Source organism: Lentibacillus jeotgali (assembly GCF_000224785.1).
In the GTDB taxonomy this organism is placed as follows: domain Bacteria; phylum Bacillota; class Bacilli; order Bacillales; family Amphibacillaceae; genus Lentibacillus; species Lentibacillus jeotgali.
This window is the reverse complement of the sequence record NZ_AGAV01000001.1, coordinates 18,275-37,194: the sequence shown is the minus strand read 5'-3', so window position 1 is coordinate 37,194 and position 18,920 is coordinate 18,275. Positions and strand designations below refer to the sequence as shown.

Here is an 18,920-nt window from a genome sequence, read left to right as displayed (position 1 = left end):
CCTTAATTGTCAGTTTTAGCTGGAAGGACTTCTCCACGATAGATCCACACTTTGACACCCAACTTACCATAAGTTGTGTCTGCTTCAGCTGTACCGAAATCGATGTCAGCACGCAATGTGTGCAATGGAACTGTTCCTTCGCTGTAAGATTCCGTGCGGGCAATGTCAGCACCGGCCAAACGTCCAGAGACCTGAGTTCTGATACCTTTTGCGCCTCCGCGCATAGCACGCTGAATGGATTGCTTCTGTGCACGACGGAATGAAATACGATTTTCAAGCTGACGGGCAATGTTTTCAGCTACCAATGTTGCATCCAAGTCTACTTTCTTAATCTCAACAATATTGATGTGAACCCGTTTGCCAGTCAGGCTGTTAAGAGATTTCCTTAGTGCTTCTACTTCAGAGCCGCCTTTACCAATGACCATCCCCGGCTTTCCGGTATGAATCGTGATATTAACACGGTTTGCTGCACGTTCAATGTCAATGTGTGAAACAGCAGCCGTTTGCAGGCGGTTTTCAAGGTATTCTCGGATTTTAATATCTTCATGTAGTAAGTCTGCATAGTCTTTGCCGGCATACCACTTGGATTCCCAATCGTGAATAACACCGACACGAAGACCTTTAGGATTTACTTTTTGACCCACAGATTATCCCTCCTTCTTTTCTGAGACCACGACTGTTACATGGCTCGTGCGTTTATTGATCTGGCTTGCGCGTCCTTGGGCACGTGGACGGAAACGTTTCAATGTGACACCTTCATCCACAAATGCCTCTGAAATAACCAGATTGTCTGGTTCCATTTCATAGTTGTGTTCCGCATTCGCAACAGCAGAGTTCAAAACTTTTTCTACAACCGGCGAAGCACCACGCTGGGTATGACGCAGAATGGCAATTGCTTCACCAACCTCTTTTCCTCGAATCAAATCTATGACTAAACGAGCTTTACGAGGAGCAATACGAACTGATTTCGCAACGGCTTTTGCTTGCATATAGAGTGCCTCCTCTCATTAGCGTTTTGTTTTCCTGTCATCACCGGAGTGTCCTTTGAACGTCCGGCTTGGAGCGAACTCGCCTAATTTATGGCCGACCATATCTTCTGTCACAAAAACTGGTACGTGTTTGCGTCCATCATAAACAGCAATAGTATGTCCAACAAAAACCGGGAAGATCGTTGAACGACGTGACCAGGTTTTAATGACTTGTTTTTTATCGGATTCGTTTAAACTCTCAACTTTTTTCATCAGATGGTCATCTGCAAAAGGTCCTTTTTTCAAACTGCGACCCATGGATAAACCTCCTTTCGCAATTAACGACGGTTTATTCCGTCATACTTTACGGTTATTTTTTACGGCGTTTGCGTCCACGTACAATATACTTGTTTGAAGGCTTATTGCGCTGACGTGTCTTGTATCCGACTGTCGGCTGACCCCAAGGTGATACCGGTGATCTAAGACCGATTGGTGCGCGTCCTTCACCACCGCCGTGAGGGTGATCGTTAGGGTTCATAACAGAGCCACGTACAGTTGGGCGCTTGCCTAACCAGCGGGAACGGCCTGCTTTTCCGACACGAATCAACTCGTTTTCGAGATTGCCAACCTGACCGATCGTAGCACGGCATTCAGAAAATATTAAACGAACTTCACTTGATGTCAGACGAACAAGCGTATATTTGCCTTCGCGTCCAAGAACCTGAGCGTCAGCTCCTGCTGAACGTACCAGCTGTCCGCCGCGCCCCGGCTTCAGCTCAATGTTGTGAACAACCGTACCAACAGGAATATCTTTTAATTTCAATGCATTTCCCATTTTGATGTCGGCATTTTCACCAGATTCAATCTTCTGTCCTGTTTTCATGCCTTTTGGAGCTAAAATATAGCGTTTTTCCCCATCAGCATAGTGAATTAATGCAATGTTGGCTGAACGGTTGGGATCATATTCGATCGTAGCAACGCGTCCTGGTATGCCATCTTTGTCGCGTTTAAAGTCAATAATACGGTATTGACGCTTATGGCCGCCGCCTTGATGACGAACTGTCATTTTCCCTTGATTATTACGTCCGCCGCGTTTATATAGTGGGCTCAACAGAGATCTCTCAGGGCTGTCTGTTGTAATTTCTGCAAAGTCAGAGCCAGACATATTACGTTTACCATTTGAGGTTGGTTTGAATCGTTTGATCGCCATCTTTTTCCCTCCTTCACATATACTTTTTAGTTAGCCTTCAAAGAAATCGAGTTCTTTGCTGTCCTCTGAAAGCTGCACAATTGCTTTCTTACGATCAGGACGATAACCGCCATAACGGCCCATCCGCTTAAATTTACCTTTAATATTCATTGTATTGACACGTTCAACTGTAACATCAAAGACAAGCTCAACAGCATGTTTGATTTCGGTCTTGTTTGCTTTTGGCTCGACTTCAAACGTATATTTCTTTTCCGCCATCAGATCGGCAGAATGTTCTGTAATGACGGGGCGCTTTATAATATCACGTGGATCTTTCATTGTGCAAGCACCTCCCCTGCTTTATCAGCTGCATCTTTAGTGATGACCAGCTTGTCATGCATCAGCAAGTCTAATACATTTATTTCTTCGACTGTTAATACGTGTGCATTTGGAAGATTGTTTGCTGAGCGGATAACATTTTCGTCTTTGTCAGCTGTCACAATCAATACTTTTGAATCAACATTCAATGCTTCAAGCATTTTTACAATTTCTTTTGTTTTCGGGGCATCAAATGCGATGTTTTCCAACACAACGAGATTATCTTCTTGTACTTTGGAAGAGAAGGCAGACTTCAATGCTAAACGACGAACTTTTTTCGGCATTTTATAGCTGTAGCTGCGTGGTGTCGGGCCAAAAACAGTTCCGCCGCCTACCCATTGCGGTGAACGGATCGAACCTTGACGAGCACGGCCTGTGCCTTTTTGGCGCCATGGTTTGCGTCCTCCGCCTCTTCTTTCTGAACGGTTTTTCACATCATGTGTGCCTTGGCGCATTGATGCACGCTGCATCAAAACGGCTTCATGCAGTACATGTGTATTGGGCTCAATACCGAAAACTGAATCATTCAATTCAACATCTCCAGCTTGAGAGCCATCTTGTTTTAGTAGTGTTACTTTAGGCATGACATATCCTCCCTTCTTCGTGTTTGTGATTAGTTAGCCTTTAAAGCACTCGTTATTTTTACGAATGATTTTTTTGCGCCAGGAATGTTTCCTTTGATCAATAGCAGATTGCGTTCTGCGTCGACTTTGACAACTTCGAGGTTTTGAATGGTTACCTGTTTGCCACCCATTTGGCCTGGCATCGTTTGCCCCTTGAAAACACGCATCGAGTTTATGTCGCCCAATGCACCCGGCTTTCTATGGAAATGGGAGCCGTGCGTTTCCGGACCTCGTGCCTGCCCATGGCGTTTGATAGCACCCTGGAAACCTTTCCCTTTCGTTGTACCAGTTACGTCAATTGTGTCACCGGCCTCAAAAGCATCCACACTTATTTCCTGACCAACTTCATATTCATCAGGATTTGCGTTACGGATTTCACGAACGTAGCGCTTAGGGGTTGTGTTTGCCTTTTCAGCATGACCTTTTTCCGCTTTGTTTGATCGTGATTCCTTTTTATCGGCAAAACCGAGTTGCAGTGCTTCATAGCCATCGTTTTCTGCTGTTCTTTTTTGCAGAACGACGTTAGGCTCAGCCTGAATGACAGTTACCGGCGTTAGTTCGCCCTCTTCAGAAAAGAGCTGTGTCATGCCGATTTTGCGACCTAAGATTCCTTTCGTCATCCGTTACACCTCCTATAATTATCGATAGTTTATAATTTGATTTCAATATCAACACCGGACGGCAAGTCAAGACGCATCAGTGAGTCGACTGTTTGCGGTGTTGGGCTGACAATGTCGATTAAACGTTTATGAGTACGCATTTCGAACTGTTCACGGGAATCTTTAAACTTATGTGTCGCACGCAATACCGTGTAAACAGATCTTTCTGTAGGAAGCGGTATCGGTCCTGACACATTGGCACCGGAACGTTTAGCTGTGTCCACAATTTTTTCAGAAGACTGATCTAAAATGCGATGATCATATGCTTTTAACCGAATTCGAATCTTCTCTTTTGCCATTATTTTCCCTCCTTTACGCCTATTTTATAATAGAACTGCTCCATGAAAATTTCTTGATAGCCAGCCATGGCAAAGGGGCCGGGTGTATCAACAACCTTCCACTTCATCGCTTTCTGACCAACATTAATAGTTTACAAAAAATGCATGGTCAATGCAATCCCTGATTTAGCTCCTATTAGATCGCACATCTGTGAATTATACACGCTTAACGCCATGATTGCAAGGGTTGGAGGCGATTTTTTGCAATCAATTTTCATTTATTCTTCTTAAGACATTTTTTGCCCTTTAATCCCGCAGTTGAGATAAACTGCGACATAGTGAAAAATGTGTTGCGATAACACCGCTTCGGAAATACACTTCGCGTACCTTAGGGCGGCTGGTGAGCCCACGGAAAGCGAGTATATTCCAGCTGCGTCGCCAGAAAGCTTACCTAAATGCTCTAATAAGACTTTGTGTCGCAGTTTTTGGATTTTGTGTTAAAAGACATTATTTTCTTAGAAACTATGTTAAGTTAAAATATAATTCATATCCCTCATTCAAGGTTATGAATTCAACCATAAAAAAACAGGCAGTGACGTCAGGCTGCCTGTTTTTTTGAATATCAATTTTTATTTTTGGATTTCAGTTACAACACCAGATCCAACAGTACGTCCGCCTTCACGGATTGAGAAGCGTGTACCGTCTTCGATGGCGATAGGCGAAATCAATTCAACTGTCATTTCGATGTTGTCACCAGGCATTACCATTTCAACACCTTCCGGAAGTTGAATAACACCAGTCACGTCAGTTGTACGGAAGTAGAACTGCGGACGGTAGTTAGCGAAGAATGGTGTATGGCGTCCACCTTCGTCTTTCGACAATACATAAACCTCTGCTTTAAAGTTTGTGTGCGGCGTGATGGAACCTGGTTTCGCCAAAACCTGACCACGGTTGATCTCATCACGGGAAACACCGCGAAGAAGTGCACCAATGTTGTCACCTGCTTCAGCATAATCAAGAAGCTTACGGAACATTTCCACACCAGTTACTGTAGTTTTGCTCAACTCTTCAGCAAGACCAACAATATCTACTTCGTCACCAACTTTAACTGTTCCGCGCTCAACACGGCCAGTTGCAACGGTACCACGGCCAGTGATAGAGAATACGTCCTCAACAGGCATCATAAATGGCTTGTCATGGTCACGCTCTGGAGTTGGAATGTACTCATCGATTGCTGACATCAATTCATAGATTTTTTCTTCGTATTCTGATTCGCCTTCAAGAGCTTTCAAAGCTGAACCTTTAACAACTGGGATATCGTCCCCAGGGAAGTCATATTCAGTCAGAAGATCGCGGACTTCCATTTCAACCAGTTCGAGCAGTTCTTCGTCGTCAACCATGTCAACTTTGTTAAGGAATACAACAATCGCCGGAACACCAACGTTACGTGAAAGCAGAATGTGCTCACGAGTCTGTGGCATTGGGCCATCAGCTGCGGATACAACCAGAATCGCACCGTCCATTTGTGCTGCACCGGTAATCATGTTTTTAACATAGTCGGCGTGTCCCGGGCAGTCTACGTGTGCATAGTGACGGGATTCTGTTTCATACTCCACGTGGGAAGTAGCGATTGTGATACCACGTTCTTTTTCCTCTGGAGCGTGGTCAATTTCGTCAAATTTCATAGCAGTACCTTCACCGGACTGTTTATGCAATGTAGTCGTGATAGCTGCAGTCAATGTAGTTTTACCATGGTCAACGTGTCCGATTGTTCCAATATTCACGTGACTTTTCGAACGGTCAAATTTTTCTTTAGACATGTATAGTTCCTCCTTTAAAGAAATAAAAGTGTTTTTTTTAAAATTTATTGAAAGGCCGAATAAACCATTAAGCTTATCCATAGCCTTCAATAAAAGTTATACGTCAGATTAAGGAAAAAATCAATTATTCTCCAGCATTTTTCTTAATAATTTCTTCCGATATACTCTTAGGCACTTCCTCGTAATGATCAAAATGCATAGTGAATGTTCCGCGTCCCTGTGTATTAGAACGCAGCGATGTTGCATAACCGAACATTTCGGCCAGTGGTACAAACGCTCTGACAACCTGAGCCGGTCCGCGTGGTTCCATACCTTCTACACGGCCGCGGCGTGATGTGACATCACCCATGATGTCTCCCATATACTCTTCAGGAACGACAACATTAACCTTCATCATCGGCTCAAGCAAAACCGGGCTGCATTTAGCTTTAGCTTCTTTAAGAGCCATCGAACCGGCAATTTTAAATGCCATTTCGTTTGAGTCAACGTCATGGTAGCTGCCATCAAATAGTGTTGCTTTAACATCGATAAGCGGGTAGCCGGCTAACACGCCATTTTCCATGGATTCCTGGATACCTGCATCAACCGATGGAATATATTCACGCGGTATAACACCACCGACGATTTTATTTTCAAATTCGTAGCCTGCGCTTTCTTCGTTTGGTTCAAATCTTACCCAAACATGTCCATACTGTCCACGTCCACCGGATTGACGAATGAACTTCCCTTCAACCTCAGCAGATCCACGGAATGTTTCACGGTAGGCCACTTGCGGTGCACCAACTTGCGCTTCCACTTTGAATTCAGCTTTCAGACGGTTGACGATAACGTCCAGATGCAATTCACCCATACCAGAGATGATGGTCTGGCCGGTTTCTTCATCTGTTTCTGTCTTAAATGTCGGGTCCTCTTCTGCCAGTTTGCCCAGTGCAATTCCCATCTTATCCTGATCGGCTTTTGTCTTAGGCTCAATGGCAACAGAGATAACCGGTTCAGGGAAATCCATGGACTCAAGAATAACAAGGTCCTTTTCATCGCAAAGCGTTTCCCCGGTCGAAGTATCTTTCAGTCCTACTCCCGCTGCAATTTCACCGGCATGCACCGTCTTGATTTCCTGGCGGGAGTTGGCATGCATCTGCAAAATACGCCCTACACGTTCCCGCTTGTCTTTAACAGAGTTTTTAACGTATGATCCTGAATCCAATGTGCCGGAGTATACCCGGAAGAATGTCAGCTTACCTACATACGGATCTGTCATGACTTTAAATGCCAGTGCTGAAAATGATGCATTATCGTCGGACGGGCGTGTCGTCGCCTCTTCCGTCTCCGGATCAAAACCTTCAATCGGCGGCACATCAGTTGGGGCCGGCAAATAGTCAATTACACCGTCAAGTACTAATTGAACACCCTTGTTTTTAAATGCCGAACCACAGTAAACCGGATAAAAATCAACATTCAATGTAGCTGTCCGAATAGCTTTTTTCAGCTCTTCATTGGAAATCTCTTCACCCTCAAGATATTGCATCATGAGATCTTCATCAACTTCCGCTACACCTTCGATTAGTTCACCGCGCAATTCTTCAGCCTTTTCCTTATATTCATCAGGAATTTCGCGAGCTTCCGCGCGCGTGCCAAGCTCATCCTCGTAGTAGAATGCCTGCATCGTAATCAGGTCAATGATGCCTTCAAAATTATCTTCAGCACCGATTGGCAGCTGAACGGCATGTGCATTGGCACCGAGACGTTCCTTCAATGAGTTGGTCGAATACAGGAAGTCCGCACCGACCTTATCCATTTTGTTGACAAACACAATTCGCGGAACACCGTATGTTGTTGCCTGGCGCCACACAGTTTCTGTCTGCGGCTCCACGCCTGATTGTGCGTCAAGAACTGTCACCGCACCGTCAAGTACGCGCAAAGAACGTTCAACTTCAACTGTGAAATCCACGTGACCCGGTGTATCAATAATGTTTATACGGTGATTCTTCCACTGGGCAGTGGTTGCAGCAGAGGTAATCGTTATACCGCGATCTTGTTCCTGCTCCATCCAGTCCATCTGTGATGCACCTTCATGGGTTTCACCAATTTTGTGAATACGTCCTGTATAGAAAAGAATACGCTCGGTAGTAGTGGTCTTACCTGCATCAATGTGTGCCATAATACCGATATTACGTGTCTTTTCCAAGGAGAACTCTCTAGCCATGTATTCTTCTCCTTTCTCCTGAAAGCTTTTATTTGATTATCATTACCAGCGATAGTGGGCAAATGCTTTGTTCGCCTCGGCCATCTTGTGTAATTCTTCGCGTCTTTTGACGGACGCCCCGGTGTTGTTCGAAGCATCCAGAATTTCGTTGGCAAGACGTTCTTCCATTGTTTTTTCTCCACGAAGACGTGAATAGTTAACAATATAACGTAATCCTAATGCCTGACGGCGTTCCGGGCGCACTTCCATCGGTACTTGATAGTTTGAACCACCAACACGGCGTGCACGCACTTCCAGAACAGGCATGACATTCTTCATGGCTTGTTCAAAGACCTCCATAGCATCCTGTCCGCTTCTTTCCGAAACAAGTGCAAACGCATTATAAAGGATCTTTTGTGCTTTACCCCGTTTACCATCAATCATGATCTGGTTGATTAAACGCGTTACCAATTTTGAATTGTAAAGCGGATCCGGCAAGACATCGCGTTTAGGTACTGGTCCTTTACGTGGCATATGTCCCCCTCCTTTCCCTGAATCTAGTGATTCAATTTATTTTTTCTTAGCTTTTTTCTTCTTAGTGCCGTATTTTGAACGGCCTTGTGCACGGCCTTCTACACCAGCAGTGTCAAGCGCACCGCGTACAATGTGATAACGGACACCTGGCAAGTCTTTTACACGACCTCCGCGAATCAATACAACACTGTGTTCCTGCAGATTGTGTCCAATTCCAGGAATGTAGGCTGTTACTTCCATGTTGTTTGACAAGCGAACACGTGCATATTTCCGCAGTGCAGAGTTCGGCTTCTTCGGTGTCAACGTACCAACACGGGTACAAACGCCACGTTTTTGTGGTGCATTTTGGTTTGTGAATTGTTTTTTGAAGCTGTTATAACCTTTGTTCAGTGCAGGTGAAGGATACTTCTTAGGTTTCCTCACACGACCTTTGCGTACCAACTGATTAATTGTAGGCAATTCATTTCCTCCTCTCTTTTTTAGTCGACAATACGATACACGGATACCACCCTTCACATTTGCTATCTAATACCACATATCCAGGTGGTTCATTTTTTTGCAAAAAACAAAGTCTTCGCGATAGAATCGCCAAAACTTTATTGCTTTACTGCAACAGCTGATGCACCGACATCGATACCGCAAGCAACACCGAGCTTCTGCATGGAATCAACCCGGTGGCAGGGTACACTCATTTCATGAGCCAATCCTTCCACCTTTTGCGTGACTTGCCGGTCCGCATCATCAGCAATAAATACCTCACTTACAGCACCACGTTTGATTGCTTTAAGTGTCTGTTTCGTTCCGATTATCAAATCTGATCGAAACCGGGTCACTTTTTCATAAGACATCCGCATATCCTCCAAAGTAACAAGTATAATCGGAAGCACCCTCGATATATTACCATTCCTGGTGTGTGTTGTCAACGTTATTTCGGCTAATTTTTGAGTGCTTCCGACACTACTACTTGCCTATGAAAATGTGTTTTCTACCGGCTCGGTTTCTTCCGGTTCATCAACATTTTCTTCTGGTTCATCCAAAGATGTTTCAAGATTTCGGTAGCGCTGAATACCAGTCCCGGCAGGAACCAGCTTACCGATAATGACATTTTCCTTAAGTCCCAGCAGTTCATCCCGCTTGCCTTTAATCGCAGCATCCGTCAGTACACGGGTTGTTTCCTGGAAGGACGCGGCGGATAAGAATGAATCAGTTTCCAGTGATGCTTTTGTAATACCGAGAAGCACTGGCTGGCCGATAGCCGGTTGCCGGCCTTCCTCGAGAACCGTCTGGTTAGCATCCCGGAATTGGTGAATTTCCAGTAATGATCCAGGCAGTTCATCCGTATCTCCTGATTCTACAACACGAATCTTGCGCATCATCTGACGCACCATGACCTCGACGTGTTTATCGCCAATTTCAACACCTTGCATACGGTATACTTTCTGAACTTCACGCAGCAGGTATTGCTGTACGCCATCAATGCCTTGTACGCGGAGGAGTTCTTTTGGATCAACCGAACCTTCTGTGAGTGCTTGCCCGGCATTCACCTCATCACCCTCAGACACTCTCATGCGTGCGTTGTAAGGGACAGGGTATGTGCGTTGCTCAACATCACCCTGGATGACAACCTCTTGTTTATCTTTCACTTCTTTTATTTCTTTTACGGCACCATAAATCTCACTGATCACTGCCTGACCTTTTGGATTGCGTGCTTCAAACAGCTCTTGAATCCGTGGCAAACCTTGTGTGATATCGTCACCTGCAACACCGCCAGTGTGGAAGGTACGCATGGTCAGCTGTGTACCAGGTTCACCAATTGCCTGTGCCGCAATGATACCGACTGCCTCACCAACTTCGACCTCATCACTGGTAGCTAGGTTGCGGCCATAGCATTTCTTGCAGACGCCATGTTTGGTGTTACATGTAAATGCAGACCTGATAATGACTTCTTCAACCCCAGCTTCAACGATTTGTTTTGCCTGGTCTTCTGACATAACAGTGTTCTTCTCTGCAATGATTTCATCGGTTTCAGGATGACGCACATTTTCAAATGCCGTACGCCCCACTAAGCGGTCAAGCAACGGTTCGATCACTTCGACATCATCTGTTAACGCTGAAACCGTCAAGCCACGGTCTGTTCCGCAATCGTCTTCACGAATGATGACATCCTGAGCGACGTCAACAAGCCGGCGGGTCAGATAACCTGAGTCAGCCGTTTTCAGTGCTGTGTCGGCAAGACCTTTACGGGCACCATGAGTGGAAATGAAGTATTCCAGTACGGTCAGACCTTCACGGAAGCTGGACTTGATCGGCAATTCCATTATCTCACCGGAAGGATTGGCCATAAGACCGCGCATACCGGCAAGCTGTGTGAAGTTGGAAGCATTACCTCTTGCTCCGGAATCACTCATCATAAAGATCGGGTTCCGTTTATCCAGCGATTCCATCAGGCGTTCCTGAATATCATCCTTGGCCTGTGACCAAATTGCGATAACCCGGTCATAGCGCTCGTTGTCCGTAATCAAACCGCGTCTGAATTGTTTCGATACTTTGTCGACTTGTTCCTGTGCATCATTGAGAACCTCTTCTTTTTCTTTCAGGACAACAATATCAGAGACACCTACAGTCATGCCTGCCCTGGTTGAGTAACTAAACCCAAGGTCTTTCATTCGGTCAAGCATTTTGGATGTTTCGGTTATCTTGAATCGTTTAAACACTTCAGCAATGATGTCTCCCAGTATACCTTTCTTGAACGGCGGAATGATCTCAAGCTTCTTAATCTCTTCAGTAATATCCGTCCCCTGTTCAACGAAGTATTTGGCTGGTGTTTTAATTTCCAGATTGGACTTTGTCGGTTCGTTAATATATGGGAACGAATCCGGCAAAATCTCGTTGAAAATCAGTTTGCCGATTGTTGTCAGAAGCATTTGGTCCTGCTGTTCATCCGTAAAGGATTTTTTATTAAGGCTCGATGCTTTGATCGCAACACGTGAATGCAGGTGAACATAACCGTTCTGATAGGCAAGCAGTGCCTCATCCGTATCCTTGAAACGGCTTCCCTCACCAACCGCATTTTCACGTTCCAATGTCAAGTAATAGTTACCCAGAACCATATCCTGTGATGGTGTTACAACAGGTTTGCCATCTTTCGGGTTCAAGATATTCTGTGCAGCGAGCATCAGGACACGTGCTTCTGCTTGTGCTTCTGCTGAAAGCGGGACGTGTACAGCCATTTGGTCACCGTCAAAGTCCGCGTTATATGCCGTACAGACAAGTGGGTGAAGACGAATGGCACGGCCTTCCACCAGAACTGGTTCAAATGCCTGGATACCCAGGCGGTGCAAGGTCGGCGCACGGTTTAACAAAACCGGATGCTCCTTGATCACTTCTTCAAGCACACCCCATACTTCCGGGTGAACCCGTTCGATTTTACGTTTAGCCGATTTGATATTATGAGCAAACCCTTTTTCGACAAGCTCTTTCATAATAAATGGCTTAAATAGTTCCAACGCCATTTCTTTTGGCAGACCACATTGGTACATTTTCAGACTCGGTCCAACAACGATTACAGAACGTCCGGAATAATCAACACGCTTACCAAGCAAGTTTTGACGGAAACGTCCCTGTTTCCCTTTCAGCATATGGGAAAGTGACTTTAGCGGGCGATTTCCGGGCCCTGTTACAGGGCGTCCGCGCCGCCCGTTATCAATCAACGCATCTACCGATTCCTGCAACATCCGCTTCTCGTTTTGAACGATGATGCTCGGTGCCCCGAGATCCAACAGGCGTTTCAGACGGTTATTGCGGTTAATGACACGACGATATAAATCATTCAGGTCTGATGTGGCAAAACGTCCACCGTCAAGCTGAACCATCGGCCGAATTTCCGGCGGGATGACCGGAAGAACATCGAGAACCATCCAGGATGTGTCATTACCGGAATTACGGAATGACTCGAGGACCTCAAGACGCTTGATCGCTCGCGTTCTGCGCTGTCCATGTGCTGTCTTCAACTCTTCTTTCAGTGTATCAACTTCTTTTTCAAGATCAATATCATGCAGCAGCTTGCGGATTGCTTCAGCACCCATTTGCGCTTTGAATGTGGCGCCATATTTCTCATAATAGGCACGATATTCCTTCTCGGAAAGAAGCTGTTTCTTTTCCAGTGGTGTATCGCCAGTTTCCGTAACAATATATGCAGCAAAATAAATGACTTCTTCCAAGGCACGAGGGGACATATCCAGCACCAGACCCATGCGACTTGGAATCCCTTTAAAATACCAAATGTGTGAAACAGGCGCAGCCAGTTCAATATGACCCATGCGTTCACGACGGACTTTCGCTTTTGTAACCTCTACCCCGCACCGGTCACAAACGACACCTTTGTAGCGTACACGTTTGTACTTTCCACAATGACACTCCCAGTCCTTTTGCGGTCCAAAGATCCGTTCGCAAAACAAACCATCTTTTTCCGGTTTTAAAGTACGGTAGTTGATTGTCTCCGGCTTCTTGACCTCGCCATGAGACCATGAGCGAATTTTCTCTGATGAAGCTAACCCGATTTTCATATACTCAAAATTATTTACATCCAGCAAGGGTCTACCTCCCTTTTTTGTGTCCGAATTCCATGGACCGGAAAATGCCGGTCTCTCACCGGAATCTTCCTGGTCCGATATTCATCATCAGCCTATACAGCGCAATCCTGTTAATTTTCCTCGGTCTCCAGGTTTAGTTTGCTTGCTGCTTGTGTATCCTCTTCTTCCAGTTCGCGCATTTCGATTTCCGACTCGTCACTGGCCAGCATTTTCACATCCATTCCAAGACTCTGAAGCTCTTTAATGAGTACTTTAAACGACTCAGGTACGCCAGGCTCTGTTACATTATCACCTTTAACGATTGATTCATAGGCTTTGACACGGCCTACCACATCATCCGATTTCACCGTCAGGATTTCCTGCAGTGTATAAGCAGCACCATATGCTTCAAGTGCCCAGACTTCCATTTCACCGAAACGCTGACCGCCGAATTGTGCTTTACCGCCCAACGGCTGCTGGGTTACAAGTGAATAAGGTCCGGTTGAACGGGCATGCAGTTTGTCGTCAACCATATGCGCCAGTTTAATCATATACATGACACCGACAGAAACACGGTTATCAAACGGCTCGCCACTCCGGCCGTCATACAGGATTGATTTAGCATCCTTCGCCATACCTGCTTCCTGCAATGTCTCATATACATCTTCCTCATTTGCGCCATCAAACACCGGAGTGGCCACATGCAGACCAAGTTCGCGCGCTGCCATACCCAGGTGCATTTCAAACACCTGTCCGATGTTCATACGGGACGGAACACCCAATGGGTTAAGCATAATATCGATTGGCGTGCCATCAGGCAGGAACGGCATATCTTCCTCGGGCAGAATCTTGGAAATGACACCTTTGTTACCGTGTCTTCCCGCCATTTTGTCCCCTTCAGAGATTTTCCGTTTCTGAACAATGTAAACACGTACCAGCTGGTTCACACCCGGTGGCAATTCGTCGCCGTCTTCCCGGTTGAATATTTTAACTTCCAGTACAATACCGCCTGCTCCATGCGGTACTTTCAACGACGTGTCACGGACCTCCCGGGCTTTCTCACCAAAGATGGCATGAAGCAGCCGTTCTTCAGCAGACAGCTCCGTTACCCCTTTAGGCGTCACTTTACCCACCAAGATATCACCATCAGAAACTTCCGCACCAATACGGATAATCCCGTTTTCGTTAAGATTTTTCAGGGCGTCTTCACCGACGTTTGGAATGTCCCGTGTAATTTCTTCCGGTCCGAGTTTTGTATCACGAGCTTCCGATTCATACTCTTCTATATGGATCGACGTGAAGTCATCATCTTTCACCATACGCTCACTCATGATGACCGCGTCTTCATAGTTGTAACCTTCCCAAGTCATAAAGCCGACAAGTGCATTTCGGCCAAGTGCTAATTCACCATCTTCCATCGATGGGCCGTCAGCCAGAACTTCCCCTTGTGTTACACGATCGCCCTTCGACACAATTGGACGCTGATTATAGCATGTTCCCTGGTTCGAACGGATATATTTCTGCATGCGATAAACATCCAGGTCGCCTTTCACCTCTTTGCCATCAACTTCAGAAACTCGGCGGACACGGACTTCTTTAGCTTCAACATGCTCCACAACACCGGCATTCCGGCAAATAATGGCAGCACCCGAATCCTTGCCGGACACATACTCCATTCCCGTACCGACAATTGGTGCCTGAGGCTCCATCAACGGTACTGCCTGACGCTGCATGTTTGCACCCATCAGCGCACGGTTAGAGTCATCGTTTTCCAAAAACGGAATACATGCCGTTGCAGCAGAAACAACCTGCTTTGGCGAAACGTCCATATAATCGAGTTTTTCGCGCGGCACTACTGTGTTATCCCCACGGAAGCGGGCGATAACCTCTTCGTCAGCAAAAGTGCCATCCTCATTCAGACGAGCGTTTGCCTGTGCCACAATATAGTTATCTTCTTCATCAGCCGTCAGATAATCCGTTTCACCGGTTACTTTACCCGTCTCCGGATCAACACGGCGATAAGGTGTTTCTATAAATCCGAATTCATTGACCTTTGCATAACTGGACAATGAATTAATCAGACCGATATTCGGTCCCTCAGGCGTCTCGATTGGACACATGCGGCCGTAGTGTGAATAGTGAACGTCACGTACTTCAAAACCGGCACGCTCACGTGTCAGACCGCCTGGGCCAAGAGCAGACAGGCGCCTTTTGTGGGTTAATTCCCCTAACGGATTTGTCTGATCCATAAACTGTGACAGCTGTGAACTTCCGAAGAACTCCTTAATGGAAGCTATAACCGGACGGATATTAATCAGCTGCTGCGGTGTAATACTTGATGTATCCTGAATTGACATACGTTCGCGCACCACACGTTCCATACGGGAAAGCCCGATCCGGAATTGATTTTGCATCAATTCCCCAACAGAACGCAGACGCCGGTTACCCAGATGATCAATGTCATCGGTTCCTCCGACACGATGCAGCAGATTAAAGAAGTAGCTGACAGATGATAGAATATCTGCAGGTGTAATATGCTTAACATTGCGGTCAACACCAGCGTTGCCAATGACTTCCAATTGACGTTCGCCCTCAGGGTCAGTCGGATCAATGATTTTTACGGATTGCAAACGAATTGATTCATCCAGAACGCCTTCATTTGTTTCAACATGTTTTTCCCCAAGCATATTATCCTGGTTTTCCAGATAAGGAATGATTTTATTAAGCAGTTTGCGTTCCAATTTGTCGCCCTCTTGAGCCAGAACTTCTCCGGTCTCGGGATCAACAACCGGCTCAGCCAGAATTTGATTGAACAGACGGTTTTTAATGTTTAATTTTTTATTCATTTTGTACCGGCCAACACGTGCCAGGTCATATCTTTTCGGATCGAAAAAGCGTGACACCAGCAAACTCTTGGCGTTTTCAACCGTTGGCGGTTCACCTGGGCGCAGACGCTCATAGATTTCGAGCAACGCTTTTTCAGTTGTTTCTGTGTTGTCTTTTTCAAGGGTATTCTTCAGGTATTCATTTTCCCCGAGAAGATCAATTATTTCCTGGTCTGTGCCAAATCCAAGCGCACGCAAAAGAACCGTGATCGGCAACTTCCGTGTACGGTCGATTCTTACATATGCAACATCTTTGGCATCTGTTTCAAACTCCAGCCATGCCCCGCGGTTCGGAATCACGGTTGCAGTCACACCACGTTTGCCGTTTTTATCATATTTCTCGCTGTAATAGACACTTGGTGAGCGTACAAGCTGAGAAACAATAACGCGCTCAGCACCATTAATAATAAATGTACCTGTGTCTGTCATCAGCGGAAAATCGCCCATGAACACTTCCTGCTCTTTCACTTCACCTGTTTCATTATTGATCAGGCGAACCTTCACACGAAGCGGGGCATTATATGTGACATCCCGATCTTTGGATTCATCAACAGGGTACTTGGGTTCACCAAGACTATAATCAATGAATTCCAATGATAGGTTGCCCGCGAAATCCTCAATTGGGGAAATATCCTGGAACATCTCCCGCAAACCTTCCTTTAAAAACCAATCATAGGAAGCGGTTTGAATTTCGATTAGATTTGGCAGTTCCAACACTTCACTAATGCGCGCATAGCTTCTGCGTTGGCGGTGCCGTCCGTACTGAACTAGTTGACCTGTCAACTGCTTCACCCCTCAAATCAGCATTTTTCAAAGATTATTCACCATAGTTGCTGCAGTGAAAAATGACTCATATATTTAGAAAACAAACTGATATAATGATCAGTTGTTTTAAATCCATCGTACAGATACAAAATAACAATAGCACATGTACTACTGTTACAATAACTCCCGGCAATTCCGCAGTCAGCATAACTGCAGAAAACATATTTTAACACTGGCAATAACCTTAACTTCCAACGATTAAGAAGGGAAACATACGACCTTGATTTTTCCAATAATTTACCATTGTTTTTTGCCGATTCTACCATTGTTCCCAGGTTACCAGTGATTTATACGTTTTATATAAAATGAAATCTTCACTTGACAAAAGAAGTCCCATATTAGCATTTTAATATAATATCATAAGTAAACTATAAGGTCAATCATTTTTAGCCGCTAAAACATAATAGCCTTTACTGCGGTCAATTACTTTAACATTTCCGAATAAATCTTTCAATTTATCCATTGCAGATGGCGCTCCCTGCTTTTTCTGGATGACCACCCACAACTCTCCATTCTTCAGCAGGGCATACCTGCTGTCTTCAAACATCTGATAAACAGTCCGTTTGCCCGCCCGAATAGGAGGGTTGGTAAGAATGGCTGCAAATTTTCTATCTTTAAGATGATTAAACCGATCACTTAGTGCAAATTCAACATTGGTTACATCGTTGTAATACGCATTTTTTTCAGCGAGTGCGATTGCCCGTTCATTAATGTCTGTCAGCATAACAGTGCGGTCTTTATAACTATGCGCAACAGCGATTCCTATTGGTCCGTAGCCACAGCCAAGATCGAGGAAATTCCCCGCAATCGCGGGCTTTTCAAAATGTTCAATCAGCAATCGCGAACCGTAGTCTACCTGATGTTTGGAGAATACGCCATAATCGCTCTCGAACATAAAATTCTCGCCTCTCAGCCGGTAATTCCATTTCTTAGGTGAACTTTTGGATTGAGGGTTTTGTGAAAAGTAATGCTCAGACATTTGGACACCCGCTTCGTTGTGTAATGTGAAGGTAAAATATATATAGAGCCCGTCGTAATACCGACGAGCTCTCATTCATCAAACTACTTAAGTTCTATAGTTGCGCCTGCTTCTTCAAGCTGGCCTTTGATTTCTTCAGCTTCTTCTTTAGTTGCGCCTTCTTTAACAGCTTTAGGAGCGTTATCAACCAGTTCTTTTGCATCTTTCAGGCCAAGACCAGTGATTTCGCGGACTGCTTTAACAACCTTAATTTTAGAATCGCCAGCGTCCTGAAGTTCTACATCAAATTCAGTTTGTTCTTCAGCAGCTTCTCCGCCGCCATCTCCACCAGCAACTGCAACTGGCGCTGCAGCAGTTACGCCAAATTCTTCTTCAATTGCTTTAACTAAATCATTTAATTCTAAAACAGACATTTCTTTAATCGCATCAATAATTTGCTGATTATCCATTTTTATTCCTCCATTTTTATCGTTTGGTTATCCGAAAGCCGGAATACCGGCAGCCAAATTATGCACCTTGTTCTTCTTTCTGATCTGCAATAGCTTTTGTTGCGTATGCAAAGTTGCGCACTGGTGCTTGCAATACGCTGAGCAGCATTGATACCATGCCTTCGTAGTTCGGCAGGTCTGCAAGTTCCTTGATTTGCTCAAGGGAGGCAATTTCGCCTTCAATGACGCCGCCTTTAATTTCCAAAGCTTCGTGCTCTTTAGAGAAGTTGTTAAGAATTTTAGCCGGCGCTACAACGTCATCATTACTGAAAGCAACTGCAGTCGGGCCGACGAGTGTTTCGGACAAGCCATTCAGGTCGGCTTTTTCCACTGCACGGCGTGTCATGGTGTTTTTGTATACTTTAAATTCCACGTTTGCTTCACGCAATTGTTTACGCAATTCATCTGCTTCAGCAACGTCAAGCCCGCGGTAGTCCACCAGCATTGTTGACTGACTGTCGCGGAATTTATCTGCAATTTCATCTACAAGCTGCTTTTTCTGCTCGATAATATTTGCATTAGCCATCATTCCACCTCCTGT

18 protein-coding genes are annotated in these 18,920 nt (G+C 45.3%); all 18 read right to left on the bottom strand.

Features of this window, described 5'->3' with window-relative positions; translation table 11 throughout:
- Positions 1–2 precede the first annotated feature (2 nt).
- The 18 genes from rpsC to rplJ all read right to left on the bottom strand — a co-directional run bounded on the left by rpsC (position 3) and on the right by rplJ (position 18,905).
- Positions 3–644, bottom strand: coding sequence for a 30S ribosomal protein S3 (gene rpsC, locus ON01_RS00185; RefSeq protein WP_010528993.1), 642 nt, complete (start codon positions 642–644; stop codon positions 3–5).
- Positions 645–647: 3 nt separating this feature from the next.
- Positions 648–989, bottom strand: a complete 342-nt coding sequence (gene rplV, locus ON01_RS00180; RefSeq protein WP_010528992.1) for a 50S ribosomal protein L22 — start codon at positions 987–989, stop codon at positions 648–650.
- Between the two features lie 18 nt (positions 990–1,007).
- Positions 1,008–1,286: a 30S ribosomal protein S19 gene (gene rpsS, locus ON01_RS00175; RefSeq protein WP_010528991.1), complete on the bottom strand. Its 279-nt coding sequence runs from the start codon at positions 1,284–1,286 to the stop codon at positions 1,008–1,010.
- A 52-nt stretch (positions 1,287–1,338) separates the two neighbouring features.
- Positions 1,339–2,178, bottom strand: a complete 840-nt coding sequence (gene rplB / locus ON01_RS00170; protein ID WP_010528990.1) for a 50S ribosomal protein L2 — start codon at positions 2,176–2,178, stop codon at positions 1,339–1,341.
- Positions 2,179–2,208: 30 nt separating this feature from the next.
- On the bottom strand, positions 2,209–2,496 hold the full coding sequence (gene rplW / locus ON01_RS00165) for a 50S ribosomal protein L23 (RefSeq protein ID WP_010528989.1): 288 nt from the start codon (positions 2,494–2,496) through the stop codon (positions 2,209–2,211).
- Positions 2,493–3,119: a 50S ribosomal protein L4 gene (gene rplD, locus ON01_RS00160; protein ID WP_010528988.1), complete on the bottom strand. Its 627-nt coding sequence runs from the start codon at positions 3,117–3,119 to the stop codon at positions 2,493–2,495. The genes rplW and rplD overlap by 4 nt, the downstream gene beginning before the upstream one ends.
- A gap of 29 nt (positions 3,120–3,148) precedes the next feature.
- A complete protein-coding gene (gene rplC, locus ON01_RS00155; RefSeq protein WP_010528987.1) occupies positions 3,149–3,778 on the bottom strand; it encodes a 50S ribosomal protein L3 in 630 nt (209 codons plus the stop codon).
- A 29-nt stretch (positions 3,779–3,807) separates the two neighbouring features.
- Positions 3,808–4,116: a 30S ribosomal protein S10 gene (rpsJ, locus tag ON01_RS00150; protein WP_010528986.1), complete on the bottom strand. Its 309-nt coding sequence runs from the start codon at positions 4,114–4,116 to the stop codon at positions 3,808–3,810.
- 608 nt (positions 4,117–4,724) lie between these two features.
- Positions 4,725–5,915, bottom strand: coding sequence for an elongation factor Tu (tuf, locus tag ON01_RS00145; protein ID WP_010528985.1), 1,191 nt, complete (start codon positions 5,913–5,915; stop codon positions 4,725–4,727).
- A 124-nt stretch (positions 5,916–6,039) separates the two neighbouring features.
- Positions 6,040–8,118 (bottom strand): elongation factor G, encoded by a 2,079-nt coding sequence (gene fusA, locus ON01_RS00140; protein WP_010528984.1) that lies wholly within the window; start codon positions 8,116–8,118, stop codon positions 6,040–6,042.
- A 42-nt stretch (positions 8,119–8,160) separates the two neighbouring features.
- Positions 8,161–8,631 carry a 30S ribosomal protein S7 gene (gene rpsG, locus ON01_RS00135; RefSeq protein ID WP_010528983.1) on the bottom strand — a complete coding sequence of 157 codons (471 nt, stop codon included), beginning with the start codon at positions 8,629–8,631 and terminating at the stop codon, positions 8,161–8,163.
- A gap of 36 nt (positions 8,632–8,667) precedes the next feature.
- Complete coding sequence (rpsL, locus tag ON01_RS00130; protein ID WP_010528982.1) at positions 8,668–9,090, bottom strand: 30S ribosomal protein S12; 423 nt, start codon at positions 9,088–9,090, stop codon at positions 8,668–8,670.
- A 137-nt stretch (positions 9,091–9,227) separates the two neighbouring features.
- Positions 9,228–9,479 (bottom strand): 50S ribosomal protein L7ae-like protein, encoded by a 252-nt coding sequence (locus ON01_RS00125; RefSeq protein WP_010528981.1) that lies wholly within the window; start codon positions 9,477–9,479, stop codon positions 9,228–9,230.
- Positions 9,480–9,599: 120 nt separating this feature from the next.
- Positions 9,600–13,223, bottom strand: a complete 3,624-nt coding sequence (gene rpoC, locus ON01_RS00120; RefSeq protein ID WP_010528980.1) for a DNA-directed RNA polymerase subunit beta' — start codon at positions 13,221–13,223, stop codon at positions 9,600–9,602.
- A 110-nt stretch (positions 13,224–13,333) separates the two neighbouring features.
- Positions 13,334–16,870: a DNA-directed RNA polymerase subunit beta gene (gene rpoB, locus ON01_RS00115; RefSeq protein ID WP_010528979.1), complete on the bottom strand. Its 3,537-nt coding sequence runs from the start codon at positions 16,868–16,870 to the stop codon at positions 13,334–13,336.
- 418 nt (positions 16,871–17,288) lie between these two features.
- Entirely contained in the window at positions 17,289–17,891 is a 603-nt protein-coding gene (locus tag ON01_RS00110; protein WP_029328924.1) for a class I SAM-dependent methyltransferase, read from the bottom strand.
- Between the two features lie 83 nt (positions 17,892–17,974).
- The gene (gene rplL, locus ON01_RS00105; protein WP_010528977.1) at positions 17,975–18,340 is read right to left on the bottom strand and encodes a 50S ribosomal protein L7/L12; all 366 of its coding nucleotides are present in this window, start codon (positions 18,338–18,340) and stop codon (positions 17,975–17,977) included.
- 58 nt (positions 18,341–18,398) lie between these two features.
- Positions 18,399–18,905 carry a 50S ribosomal protein L10 gene (rplJ, locus tag ON01_RS00100; protein WP_010528976.1) on the bottom strand — a complete coding sequence of 169 codons (507 nt, stop codon included), beginning with the start codon at positions 18,903–18,905 and terminating at the stop codon, positions 18,399–18,401.
- Positions 18,906–18,920 lie beyond the last annotated feature (15 nt).

Coding starts and splice junctions, on each gene's coding strand:
- rplV (WP_010528992.1), bottom strand. CDS start 989: ATGCAAGCAAAAGCCGTTGCGAAATCAGTTCGTATTGCTCCTCGTAAA.
- rpsS (WP_010528991.1), bottom strand. CDS start 1,286: ATGGGTCGCAGTTTGAAAAAAGGACCTTTTGCAGATGACCATCTGATG.
- rplB (WP_010528990.1), bottom strand. CDS start 2,178: ATGGCGATCAAACGATTCAAACCAACCTCAAATGGTAAACGTAATATG.
- rplW (WP_010528989.1), bottom strand. CDS start 2,496: ATGAAAGATCCACGTGATATTATAAAGCGCCCCGTCATTACAGAACAT.
- rplD (WP_010528988.1), bottom strand. CDS start 3,119: ATGCCTAAAGTAACACTACTAAAACAAGATGGCTCTCAAGCTGGAGAT.
- rplC (WP_010528987.1), bottom strand. CDS start 3,778: ATGACGAAAGGAATCTTAGGTCGCAAAATCGGCATGACACAGCTCTTT.
- rpsJ (WP_010528986.1), bottom strand. CDS start 4,116: ATGGCAAAAGAGAAGATTCGAATTCGGTTAAAAGCATATGATCATCGC.
- tuf (WP_010528985.1), bottom strand. CDS start 5,915: ATGTCTAAAGAAAAATTTGACCGTTCGAAAAGTCACGTGAATATTGGA.
- fusA (WP_010528984.1), bottom strand. CDS start 8,118: ATGGCTAGAGAGTTCTCCTTGGAAAAGACACGTAATATCGGTATTATG.
- rpsG (WP_010528983.1), bottom strand. CDS start 8,631: ATGCCACGTAAAGGACCAGTACCTAAACGCGATGTCTTGCCGGATCCG.
- ON01_RS00125 (WP_010528981.1), bottom strand. CDS start 9,479: ATGTCTTATGAAAAAGTGACCCGGTTTCGATCAGATTTGATAATCGGA.
- ON01_RS00110 (WP_029328924.1), bottom strand. CDS start 17,891: ATGTCTGAGCATTACTTTTCACAAAACCCTCAATCCAAAAGTTCACCT.
- rplL (WP_010528977.1), bottom strand. CDS start 18,340: ATGGATAATCAGCAAATTATTGATGCGATTAAAGAAATGTCTGTTTTA.
- rplJ (WP_010528976.1), bottom strand. CDS start 18,905: ATGGCTAATGCAAATATTATCGAGCAGAAAAAGCAGCTTGTAGATGAA.